The organism is Vreelandella sulfidaeris, assembly GCF_042429665.1.
In the GTDB taxonomy this organism is placed as follows: Bacteria; Pseudomonadota; Gammaproteobacteria; order Pseudomonadales; family Halomonadaceae; genus Vreelandella.
The window spans coordinates 69,632-81,571 of the sequence record NZ_JBHMAC010000009.1 but is presented as its reverse complement, the minus strand read 5'-3'; the positions used below and the strand labels follow the sequence as shown (position 1 = coordinate 81,571).

At 53.8% G+C, this 11,940-nt stretch carries 10 protein-coding genes; 7 read left to right on the top strand and 3 right to left on the bottom strand.

The features are described from left to right. Positions 1-53 precede the first annotated feature (53 nt). Positions 54-1,277, bottom strand: a complete 1,224-nt coding sequence (sstT, locus tag ACFFLD_RS04465; RefSeq protein ID WP_386037167.1) for a serine/threonine transporter SstT — start codon at positions 1,275-1,277, stop codon at positions 54-56. Positions 1,278-1,507: 230 nt separating this feature from the next. Here sstT and ACFFLD_RS04460 point away from each other — a divergent pair, with 230 nt between their 5' ends. Further along, positions 1,508-1,837: a hypothetical protein gene (locus ACFFLD_RS04460; RefSeq protein ID WP_386037164.1), complete on the top strand. Its 330-nt coding sequence runs from the start codon at positions 1,508-1,510 to the stop codon at positions 1,835-1,837. A gap of 90 nt (positions 1,838-1,927) precedes the next feature. Here ACFFLD_RS04460 and ACFFLD_RS04455 read toward each other — a convergent pair whose 3' ends face one another. Beyond that, positions 1,928-2,284, bottom strand: a complete 357-nt coding sequence (locus ACFFLD_RS04455) for a hypothetical protein (protein WP_386037161.1) — start codon at positions 2,282-2,284, stop codon at positions 1,928-1,930. A gap of 140 nt (positions 2,285-2,424) precedes the next feature. Continuing rightward, positions 2,425-3,048, bottom strand: coding sequence for a CDP-alcohol phosphatidyltransferase family protein (locus ACFFLD_RS04450; RefSeq protein ID WP_386037158.1), 624 nt, complete (start codon positions 3,046-3,048; stop codon positions 2,425-2,427). A gap of 277 nt (positions 3,049-3,325) precedes the next feature. Between ACFFLD_RS04450 and ACFFLD_RS04445 the strand changes: the two genes are divergently transcribed. From ACFFLD_RS04445 to ACFFLD_RS04420, 6 genes are all read left to right on the top strand, one after another. Next, complete coding sequence (locus tag ACFFLD_RS04445) at positions 3,326-4,975, top strand: SLC13 family permease (RefSeq protein ID WP_386037155.1); 1,650 nt, start codon at positions 3,326-3,328, stop codon at positions 4,973-4,975. 288 nt (positions 4,976-5,263) lie between these two features. After that, positions 5,264-5,779 (top strand): CinA family protein, encoded by a 516-nt coding sequence (locus tag ACFFLD_RS04440; protein WP_386037152.1) that lies wholly within the window; start codon positions 5,264-5,266, stop codon positions 5,777-5,779. A 94-nt stretch (positions 5,780-5,873) separates the two neighbouring features. After that, positions 5,874-6,698, top strand: coding sequence for an ammonia-dependent NAD(+) synthetase (gene nadE, locus ACFFLD_RS04435; RefSeq protein WP_386037149.1), 825 nt, complete (start codon positions 5,874-5,876; stop codon positions 6,696-6,698). Between the two features lie 116 nt (positions 6,699-6,814). Beyond that, entirely contained in the window at positions 6,815-7,960 is a 1,146-nt protein-coding gene (locus tag ACFFLD_RS04430; protein WP_386037146.1) for an exonuclease SbcCD subunit D, read from the top strand. Next, a complete protein-coding gene (locus ACFFLD_RS04425) occupies positions 7,957-11,022 on the top strand; it encodes an AAA family ATPase (RefSeq protein ID WP_386037143.1) in 3,066 nt (1,021 codons plus the stop codon). The genes ACFFLD_RS04430 and ACFFLD_RS04425 overlap by 4 nt, the downstream gene beginning before the upstream one ends. A 104-nt stretch (positions 11,023-11,126) precedes the next feature. Continuing rightward, positions 11,127-11,870 (top strand): tellurite resistance TerB family protein, encoded by a 744-nt coding sequence (locus tag ACFFLD_RS04420; RefSeq protein ID WP_386037140.1) that lies wholly within the window; start codon positions 11,127-11,129, stop codon positions 11,868-11,870. Positions 11,871-11,940 lie beyond the last annotated feature (70 nt).

Sequence of the window (11,940 nt, the reverse complement as noted above, 5' to 3'; positions counted from 1 at the left end):
GGGCTTGAGCAGGGAAGTGGCCTTCGTAAAAGGCCACTTTCCCTATGCGACATTTAAGAGCGCTTCCCTTCTTGCGCCTGACAGGCCGCCGCGGTGAACAGCACATCGGTAGATGAGTTGAGCGCGGTTTCGGTGGAGTCTTGCACCACACTGATCACAAAGCCTATCGCCACCGCCTGCATCGCCACTTCAGTGGGAATGCCGAATAAGCTGGCGGCCATGGGAATCAGCATCAGCGAGCCGCCCGCCACGCCTGAAACGCCGCAGGCCGCCAGCGCAGACACTACGCACAGCAGTAGGGCAGTAGGAAAATCAACGCTAATGCCCAGCGTATGGGCAGTGGCCAGGGTGATGACCGTAATGGTAATGGCGGCGCCGCACATGTTGATCGTCGCGCCCAACGGAATCGAGATGGAGTAAGTGTCGGCATCCAGCTTTAAGCGGCGGCAAAGCTCCAGGTTGACCGGAATGTTCGCCGCTGAGCTGCGGGTGAAAAAAGCCGTAATGGCACTACCGCGCAAGCAGGTAAACACTAGAGGATAAGGGTTTTGGCGGGTGGCAATGTAGACCAGCAACGGATTGCTCACCAGGGCAACAAACACCATGCAGCCCACAATCACCCCCAGCAACTGGGCATAGTTAAGCAATGTCTGGATGCCTGACTCTGCTAGCGTTCCCGCTACCAAGCCAAAGATCCCTATTGGCGCTAAACGAATCACCAGAGTAACGATGCGGGTAACCGCCGTCGACATATCGCTTAATGCTTGTCGGGTGGTGTCGCTTGCCTGGCGTAGCGCCAAACCAAGGCCGATGGCCCAGGCCAGAATAGCGATAAAGTTCGCTTCCATCAGCGCCGTCACGGGGTTGGCCACCGCGTTCAACAAAAGATCTTTGAGTACGTTAAAAATATCCCCTGGCGGGTTGCCATTCACGCTCTCTGCATTCAATGCCAGTTCGGTGGGAAATAGAAAGCTGGCCGCTACTGCGATCAAGGCAGCGCACAGCGTACCCACTACATACAGAACCAGTACTGGACGAATATGGGTGGGCTGACCCTTTTGATGGGCTGAAATCGCAGCGGCCACCAGCACAAACACCAGAATGGGGGCTACCGCTTGTAAAGCGGCAATAAATAGCTGGCCTAGTAGGGCTACATCGCGGGCAACGCCCGGCACAAACAGGGCGAGCAATACCCCGGCAAGGATACCGATTAAGATCTGCGGGATAAGGCCAAGCCGGACAAGTGGCCGGAATACAGAGCGGGTGGTGGCGATCATTGCGCGACTCTCAGGTAGTAAAAAGAGGTAGTAAAAGTAGAAGGCGTTTCGGCAATGGGCTGCCAATGCACCTGAAAGGGGCACTATTCTATCAGCTGCGGTTAGGTCACGGGCGGCTGTGTAAAAAACTCACCGGCGATATACTGCATGGTCGTTGAACATGAGAATGTTCAGCGTTACTTAAATAGCGGCACGCTGCTGGTATCAAAAAAAGCCCAGGGGAATTTTCAATGCAGATCAGAATATTGTTAATGGCATTGGTGGCGCTATGCGCTTCATCGTTGGCCATGGCAAGTGATTACTACGTCGATATCACTAACCGCACCGGCTACACCATTTACTACATGTACGTGAGCCCTGGGAAATCAAAAAGCTGGGAAGAAGACGTGTTGGGCAGTGACGTACTGATGAACGGTGATACCCAGCGGGTAACCTTGACGGGCTATACCAACCCTTACTTCGATATTCGCCTCGTCGATGAAGATAACGATAGCTATACGTTCTGGAACGTCGACGTATCCAAGCAGGACATTGTCGTCACGCTGGATCATCTGGATTAGCGCTATCTTCATACGATAAAAATGCCCCAGCCGCATAATCGGGCCGGGGCATTAGTCAATAACAGACGTTCATCGTGGAGAGCTAGCTAGTTAAGCCGCAACACCATTCATGGCGGCTGGAACACTCTGCTGCGGCTTGCGCTGTGTGGTGCTGGTTTCTGAAAGCGAACTGGTGCCTGAACGGGTAGCCGTCTCTGAAAGCATGTCGTTACTGAGTACTATCTCCGCATAGCCACGCTCATTTAAGGCGACTACCTCGGGTGAGGTGCCCCATTTCATTAGCATGTTGTCGAGTATCTGTTCAGCGTGGTCTACCTGACCCCACTGAGAGAGCAATTGGGCAATGGCGTAATCGCACTCAGGGGTGTCGAACAGTTCATCCCTGATATCCTGAATGGCGATGTGAAGTCCCGCTTGGGAAAGATCGCTTAGCGTTTCACTGTGCATATCACGGCTCCGTGTGAATGCGGATGGAACAGCGGCTAACATTAGCTAACCGCCTGAATTTGCGCTGTACATGTGTTGTACGACACTGAGACTAATATAGCCATGAACGAGAAGCAAATGCAAAAACATTCCATGACAAGTTAGTGACGTTTATGCCTTCGCAGTGTCCAATAGCCTCCCCATAATCGAGTCGCCGTGGTGATGATGCAGGCAATCGTAAACAGCGCCGCCAGGGTTGGAAAGTGCTCAGGGAAAAGGCAAAACAGCACTAATGCCAGCACCGTCTCAGTACCTTCTGTTAAACCTTCTAAATAGTAAAAAGCTTTGCTGGGAAAGTGAGGGCGCTCTATCGCCTGATGTTTGGCGGCAATGGCAAAGGCCAGAAACGAGGTGCCGGTGCCGATAAATGCAAAGAGAAGCCAGGCAGCGGGCAGGGCGTTCTGGGCGGGGTTTGCCAGGGCGAAACCCAGCACGACCGCCGCATAAAAGACAAAATCTAACCCAATATCAATAAAGCCACCGGCATCACTTGTGCGACCGCTTAACCGAGCCAAGGCCCCGTCCAGGCCGTCGCCAAGGCGGTTTAAGATGATTACCACTAGCGCCAGCCAATAATGCTGCCAAGCTAAGAGGGGAAGGGCGGTTATACCAATGAAAAACGCCGTCACTGTTATTTGGTCAGGGGTATAGCGCTGTCTATGCAACGGTTCTGCGATTCGTGTCAGCCAGCGGTGAGTCAGTGGCATGGTCCAGCGATCGAGCACAGGCACCTCCTAGATGCGTCAATAACAATAGGTTGTGAATTTTCGTTGCCACTTGGCATGTTTAGCTGGGGACTTATTAATTAGGTGTAGTTAATAGATATAACTAAAGTCGTTAGACTTTGGTGGTAGTTTTGGCAAAAAAACTGGACTAATGGCCTATTGCAGTGAATAAAGGGCCGCCAAATAAGGTCTGGCATTACCTCTATAACAGCTTATTTGCCGTGATACAGGCCTTAGAATTCTTCTTTAAACCCTGACAGCAAGTGGCGCAAATAGCATGCAAAAAACTGCCCTGACGACGGTATGGGATCAGCTATGGCATTCCCACTACCAAGCTAAAAACTTATTGATGTGCGCGCTGCCAACAGGTGGTGCTGCGAACGCGGCGGCTTCCTCTAGCAAGCGTGACCCTAATCACGCGCCTAAACCGCCTGCTTATACCAAACCACAAACAGTTGGCTTATTGCTTGGGCCGCTACTCTTCGCGTTGGTGGTGATGTTTTTTCATCCTGCCGATTTGAGCATGGAAGGCCGCATGGTATTGGCGACTACCCTGTGGGTCGCCGTGTGGTGGATTACTGAGGCCATTCCTATTCCGGCCACCTCGCTATTGCCTATTATACTCCTCCCGATCACAGGCGCGCTGGATAGTAGTACGGTCACCGCGGCGTATGGCAACCCGATTATTTTCCTCTTCCTGGGCGGTTTCATGATCGCGCTAGCGATGGAAAAGTGGGATCTACACAAGCGTATCGCCCTGTCCATTATTGGCGTGCTCGGAACGAGCATTAACAGCATCGTATTTGGTTTTATGGCCGCCAGCGGCTTTTTATCAATGTGGGTATCGAATACCGCATCGGTCATGATGATGCTACCTATCGGTACCGCTATTGTTTACCAAGTGAGCAAAGAACTTGAAAAAACGGATGGTGACCACAGTGCTGAAATCGATAAATTCAGTAAGGCACTGATTTTCGGTATTGGCTACGGCGGCACCATTGGTGGTTTGGGAACGCTGATTGGTACGCCACCCAATATTATTCTGGCGGCGATTATTAACCAGCTATTTGGTGTGGAAATATCCTTTGCCGGTTGGCTTATGTTTGCATTCCCCGTGGTGGTAGTGCTGCTAGTATTTGCCTGGCTGCTGCTGACCCGCGTGTTTTTCCGGATTGAGTTTAGTCACCTGCCCGGTGGCAAGGCGCTGATCAATAAAGAGAAGGACGCTTTAGGGTCCACCAGCTTTGAAGAAAAGGCGGTATTGGCGGTGTTCTTGTTAGCCGCTTTTATGTGGATTACCCGCTCCTTTTTGTGGCAGGGCCAGATCATTACCATTCCTGGCATTAACGACACCATGATTGCGGTTGCCGCTGCGCTACTGCTGTTTTTAATTCCCGCCAAAAACAAGGGTGGCTGCCTGCTGGGTTGGGACGTGGCAAAAGATGTCCCGTGGGGAATTTTGCTGCTGTTTGGAGGTGGTTTGGCGCTTGCGGCGGGCTTTGGTTCTTCTGGCCTGGCGAATTGGATCGGCGGGCAAATGAGCGTGCTGGAAGGGGCTAACTTCCTGCTGGTTATTCTACTGGCAACTGGCATGGTGCTCTTCTTAACGGAAATCACCTCTAATACGGCGACGGCCACCATGATTCTTCCGGTACTGGCGTCGTTGGCGCTGGCACTGGATATTCATCCGTTTGTGTTGATGGTGCCGGCTGCCATGGCTGCCAATTGCGCCTTTATGCTGCCGGTGGGTACCCCGCCAAACGCGATTATTTTCGCGACCGGCAAGATTAAGATTATCGAGATGGTAAGCACCGGCTTTTGGCTCAACATTATTGCCATGCTGCTGATTGTCGCCGCGGTATATTTCCTGTTGCCGGTACTGTGGGATGTGGATTTGACCCGTTATCCCGAGGCATTTCGTAACTAAGCATTAGCGTAACTAAGCATTAAAGTAACTATGCATTAAAGTAACTATGTATCAGCGTAACTAGCTGTCAGCAAATCTGATTATTAGAAAACCTGATAGTGGAAATATAGTACTGACACGCAAGCCCTCATCCTCGGATGAGGGCTTTTTGCTGGCAGCGTCAGCGCTTATTAATGGCCGTAACCAATGTTAATTATCGCGGAGGTTTTTAGACAAACGACTGCCCTTAACTATAGTGCCTAAATGTGGAAAACAGCACAGACTGCTTGGAGTAGTAAGGAGAAAGCAATGGATCTGCTTGAAAGAATTAGTGATTATCTTAAACAGCACAAACTTACTATGGCCACGGCGGAGTCGTGTACGGCGGGGCTCATCGTATCCGAGCTTGCCAGCGTGCCAGGTAGCGGGCAGTCAATTGATTGTGGGCTTGCGGTCTACTCGCCCGAGGCTAAAAACCGCTATCTGGCGGTCAGCTTTGAGACGATTGATACATACGGGCTAACCAGCGAGGCTACGGTACATGAAATGGTCGTGGGCGCGCTCAATAACAATAATGCCAATATGGCGCTCGCCAATACCGGCATTGCGGGGCCAGAATCGCATGATGGAATACCCGTGGGAACGGTATGTTTTGCCTGGGCATTTCGCCATCAACAGCAGGTTTACATCATCACCGAAACACGGCAGTTTTCGGGTGATCGTAACCAGGTGCGCCTGGCGGCTGCCCATCACGCCTTAGCGCTTATTCCCTCACACCATGGTGAGATGCTGGCAGGTAATGTACCGCGTGCTAACGAAGCGTAAGCTCGCGCATCTTTATTATTTTGGTAAATGGTTAACTTGTTAAATTATTATCTCGTTAAATTTCAATGAGGTAGAAAGCCCTATGGAGCGCTCAATGACCGATCAAGCCACCCAGCAGACGCTTATTCAGGAAGCCTTGCAGGTAAAACCCTCCATTGATCCCCACGTTGAAATCGATACTCGCGTCGAGTTTCTATGTCAGCAGATGATTGAGACCGGGCAAAACGCGCTGGTGCTGGGAATTAGCGGCGGAGTGGATTCTACCGTTGCCGGTCGCTTGGCCCAGCTTGCGGTTGAAAAAGCCCGCGATAAAGGTATTAACGCCCGCTTTTACGCCATGCGTTTGCCTTATGGTGAGCAGAAAGATGAAGCTGATGCTCAGCAGGCACTCAACTTTATTGCCCCAGATGAATTGCTGACGGTTAACGTTAAGCCAGCCAGTGATTCCTTGTTGGCCTCCTTGGAAGAGGAAGGCACGACGTTTAGTGACGACGCCCAACGGGACTTCGTGCTGGGGAATATTAAGGCGCGCCAGCGTATGGTGGCCCAATACGCGGTGGCGGGCGCTAAATCGGGATTAGTGGTCGGCACAGACCAGGCGGCAGAAGCATTAATGGGCTTTTTCACTAAATATGGTGACGGCGCCTGTGACCTCGCACCGTTAACGGGGCTTACCAAAAGCCAGGTTAGAGATATTGGTGCTGCCTTGAATGCGCCCTCGGCGTTAGTAGAGAAGCAGCCCACGGCCGATTTAGAATCGCTCAACCCTCAGCTGGCTGACGAAGTGGCGCTGGGTGTTACCTACGTCGACATCGATGCCTTCCTTAGCGGTCAGCAGGTGAGTGAGAAAGCTTATGAGACGATTACCAGCACGTACCAACGCACCGAACATAAACGTCAGCTCCCCAAGGCTCCTTAGGTGCGTAGAGGGTGCTAAGTGAATAGGGATTATTTAATACTCTCTCAACGTAAGCGCTCAACGCAGCCGCATTAGATTGCTATGATGCTGCTACATCTATTGCGGTTGAGCTTGTTATGCGTCTACTTCACACCGCTGATTGGCATCTGGGGCGGTTATTCCACAATCTGTCACTGCTTGACGATCAACGCCAAGTGCTCAATCAGTTGATTGAGATTATCGACCGTGAACGCGTCGATGCCGTGTTGATTGCGGGGGATATTTTTGATCGCTCCGTGCCTCCTTCTGCAGCGGTAACGTTACTGGATGACGTGCTTCAGGCGCTCTGCGAGGTGCGTAAACTGCCGGTTATCATGATTTCGGGTAACCATGATGGCGCCGAGCGTTTGCGTTTTGGGGCTCGTCACTTGCGCCAGGCAGGGCTACATATTCTGACCGACCTTACCGCCTTTGCAACGCCCGTCACGTTGGACATAGCGGGCGTGGAAGTGGATGTATTTGGCATTCCTTACGCCGACCCAGAGCATGTGCGCAGCCAATTTAATGTGGACGTACGCGACTTTGATGGCGCACATCGTTATTTAGTTGAGCAAGTTGAAGAGCAACGCCACTCAACTCGCCCCTGCATATTGATGAGTCACTGCTTTGTGGATGGCGGTAGCGCCTCAGACTCCGAGCGGCCGCTCACTCTGGGCGGGGCTGAAAGTGTCGCTTGGGAACCCATGCAAGGTTTCGATTATGTGGCCCTTGGCCATCTTCACGGCCCGCAGTATCGCGGCGGTGAACATATCCGTTATAGCGGCTCACTGCTTAAATACAGCTTTTCTGAAGCAACCCAGCGTAAAGGCGTAACGCTGGTAGATATTGATGCAGGTGGCGTGACGCACATCCAACAGGTTCCGCTAGTGCCCAGCCGAGAAGTACGTGTACTGGAAGGCGAGCTGGATGCCTTGATAGCCCAGGGACGAACGGATGCACAGGCCGAAGACTACCTGCTGGTGCGATTAACCGATCGCCATGCCATTCTCGACCCGATGGGAAAGCTACGCGAGATCTACCCCAACGTATTGCATCTGGAAAAGCCCGGCATGCTCGATTCGCGCGGCCAGCAGCAGCTTGATCGCGAGCGATTTCGCTTTGATGCCCTGGATATGTTTAGCGACTTTTTCACACAAACCAGCGGAGAGGCCATGAGCGACGAACAGGCGAGCGCCATGGCGGCGTTGATCACACGACTGCAACGCGACGAGGCTCAGGAATGACGCCACTAACGTTGACCATGCAGGCGTTTGGCCCCTTTGCTGGCAGCGAGACGATTGACTTCACTGCGCTCGGCAAAAGCCCACTGTTTCTAATCAATGGCCCCACCGGGGCGGGCAAAAGCTCGATTCTGGATGCGCTCTGCTTCGCCTTATACGGACAAACCACGGGCAATGAGCGTGACCCCGCGCAAATGCGTTGCGATCAGGCTAGCGCCACCTTGCTGACCGAAGTCAGCCTGGATTTTCGCTTGCGTGGGGTGGATTACCGCGTTCGTCGCGTACCCCAGCAAGAACGCCCCAAAGCGCGCGGAGACGGCACCACCACCCACAACGCTGAAGCGCAGCTATGGCGCTTAAAAGCAGGTGGTGAGGTGGAAAGCTGCCTGGTGGCCCGCAAGGTCAACGATGCCACCGCCGAGCTGCAAACGCTGATTGGTCTGGATGCTAACCAGTTCCGCCAGGTGATGGTGTTGCCCCAGGGTAAGTTTCGCGAACTGCTGTTGGCTGGCTCCAAAGAGCGCGAAGTGATTTTCTCGCAGCTTTTTCAAACTCAGATTTTCCAGCAGATTGAAGAGCGCCTGCGCCATCAGGCGAACCATATTGAGCGAGAGGTCAATAACCACCGTCAGCATATCAGCGGCATCCTGGCTGGTGGTTCGCTGGAGAGTGAAGACGCCTTGGCGCAAGAGCTCACAGACATGAAACCCCAGGTGGATCATGCCAGGCAGCTTTTTGAAACCGCTCAGCAGCATCGCCGAAGCGCTGAAAAAAAGCGCGACGAGGCGCAGGCGCGTCTGCGCCAGTTTGAGGCCCGTGACCAGCTGGCGCTCGATAAAGCACGCCATCGTGAGCAGCAAGCGCTCATCGCCAGTATGCAGGAGCGTTTAGCGCAAAGTGAGCAGGCCCAGGCGCTACGACCCGCTAGTACTGCGCTGATTCAGGCCAGGCAGACGCTCTCCAACGCGCAAGCCGAGCAACAACAGGCAGCGGCCACATTAGCTACCCAGCGTCACCACGTTGAACAGGCAAAACGGACGTTAGAGGCGGCGCGCCAGCGTCAAACAGAGCTTCCTTCGCTACGTGAGCGACATCGTCAGCTAGGCGAGTTTATCCAGAAGGGGCAACAGTTAAGCGAGCTGCAGGAATGTTTTCAAACGGCGCAGGCCAACTGGCAACAAGCGGAAATGGCCTTCAAGCGCAAAGAGGAGCAACTGGAAACGATTCGCCAGCAGGGTGAAGCGATAAGCACGCACCTTGAACGTTTACAGGGTGAGTTTCAGCTGCTGGCCAGTGCCCCCGCCGAGCTGAGTCGTCACGAAAGCCTGCTTACCCAGCGCCAGGAATATGAGGCGCTAGTTCGACAGGAGCATACGCTAGCCACTCAACTGCAGCAGGCAGCAACAGCGCTTAATCAACGCCAGACGCAAGCGGCGAAGGCTGAGCGCCACGCCACTGAACAAGAGATGCGCTGGCATCAAGGGCAGGCAGCGCTGTTAGCGCTGACGCTTGCCGTGGATTCCCCGTGCCCGGTGTGCGGAAGCCTTGAGCATCCCGACCCTGCGCTTAAAAAAGCGGACATCGTCAATCAGGCAGACGTTGAGGCGGCGCGGTCTGCACAAGAACAGGCACGCCAAGCGCTGCAAACTGCGGAGCGCCAGCACCAGCAGCTAACGCAGCAGAAGCACTACCACGCTGAGCAGCGGCAGCGCCTGGATCAACAGCTGGGTCAATGGGCTAGCCAAGCGCTGGTGGCGCTTAAAAACACTTGCGAAGACTTACGCCAGAAAGTGCAACGGCGTGACAATGTTGAACGAGAGATTGACCAACAAAATAGCGCCCGGGACGCGCTCCGCCGTGATTGGGGCGCCCTGGATAAACAGCTTAAAGCTCAACGACCTGTGGCTGAAAAAGCCAAAGAAGAGGCATTGCGCCTGGAAAGCCAGCGTGATCAGTTGAGTCAGTCATTACCTGACAACGCGCGAGACCCGGACGCCATGCGGCAAACGCTGGCTGAGCTGGAGAGCCAGATTGCCCATATCGACACCGCCTGGGAGCGCGCTCAGCAGGCGCTTGCCAGTAGCGAAACCCAACTGGCGAGAGGGGAAGAGCAGCTAAGCGGCATGAACCAGCAAGTCGCGCGCGGTGAACAGGAGCTAACCCAAGCCCAACGCGAGTGGCAAAAAGTACTGCAGGCCAGCCCGTTTGATGATGAGACGGAGTTTCAAGCGGCGCAGCTGGTTGATGCACAGCGTGACACACTCACTCAACAGGTTACGTCGTATCATCGTCGTCTAGCTGAGCTTGAGGGGGCCCTGCAAAACTACCAAGCTCAGCTTGCCGGGCAGAAACCGCCTGATATCGCGGTGCTGACCACCCATGCGACGGCTGCCGAGGCTGATGAAAATACTCAGCTAGAGGCATGGCGTGCACTGGATGCAAGATTAGCAACGCTAACGGGCATTGAGCAAAAGCTGGCCACTGCACACACCGCCCAGGCATCGCTTGAAGCTCAGTACCGGGTCTGGGGGACGCTCAGTGAAGTGGCCAATGGACGTACTGGACATCGTATTAGCTTGCAGCGTTTTGTGTTGGGTGTGTTGCTCGACGACGTACTGATTCAAGCCTCTGAGCGGTTGGTGCGCATGAGCCGTGGGCGTTATCAACTAATGCGTCGCGAAGATCCTTCCAAGGGCAATAAAGCGTCGGGCTTAGAGTTGGATGTCGCCGATACCTATACGGGTAAGAACCGCTCGGTGGCGACGCTTTCCGGGGGAGAATCTTTTATGGCGGCGCTGTCGTTGGCGTTGGGGCTGTCGGATGTAGTGCAGGCTTACGCTGGCGGTATCCAGCTGGATACACTCTTTATTGATGAAGGTTTTGGTAGCCTGGATCAAGACGCCCTGGATCAAGCGATTGCCATGCTCAGCGAGCTGCAAATGGGGGGACGCATGATTGGTGTGATTTCACACGTCAGCGAACTCAAGGAGCAAATGCCAGTGCGCATAGAGGTGCGCGCTAGCCGTCAAGGGAGTTCTGTAGAAGTGAAGGGCACACTTCTATAATGAAGAGCAGTGTTAGTTCATGCTGCGTTCATACAAGATGCTTTATAACGTTAGTTAATCGCCAACCGAGCCCTAAACAATAATATCTGAGTAGGAGTGCACTTATGAACGCAAGCAAAATCTTACAGCAACTGATGCAGCAAGCTGGCGGAAGTCAGAAAGGCGGCAGTAGCAGCGGTGTCGATGTTAAAGGCATGCTTAGCGGGCTCTCTCAGCAGCTAGGCGGTGGCAGCAGCGGTCAAGGTGGCGGCCCCTCCAGTGGCTTCGATGTTAAAAGTCTGCTCGGCGGCGGTGCCATGGGTATGTTGGTCGGCTCTAAGCGTGGTCGTAGCATGGGCGGCAAGGCGCTTAAGTATGGCGCGATTGCCGGTGTCGGCGTACTGGCGTGGAAAGCATGGCAGAGCTCGCAGGCGGCGAAAAATGGCAATGCGCAGCAAGAGTTGGCCCAGACCGCGTCAGAGGGCGAGCGGGTGGATGTGCTGAGCGGCGAGTCCCAGGAGCGACGCAGCCTTGAGTTACTTCAGGCGATGATTATGGCGGCGCGGGCCGATGGCCTTATCGATGAGCAGGAACAGGCGCTGATTACCGAGCAGATTGATGCCTTGGGTGCCGACCAGGAAATGCATAATTGGGTAGAGCAACAGCTCAAGGCACCCTTGGATGCCGAAGCACTTGCCCGCGAAGCGGATTCTCCTCAGGCTGCCCGGGAAATGTACCTTATGAGCGTTGCGGTTGCTGATGACCAAAACCCCATGGAGCGTGCTTGGCTGGATCAGTTAGCCAGCGCCCTGAATTTATCTAAAGAGATGACGGCCGAGCTTGAGCACCAAGCTCAACAGGCAGGCTAAAGAACTGATGCGATTTGTATTTAGCGAGTCTCCCGCGCTATTAATAACCATTAGCTAGATGACAAAAAAG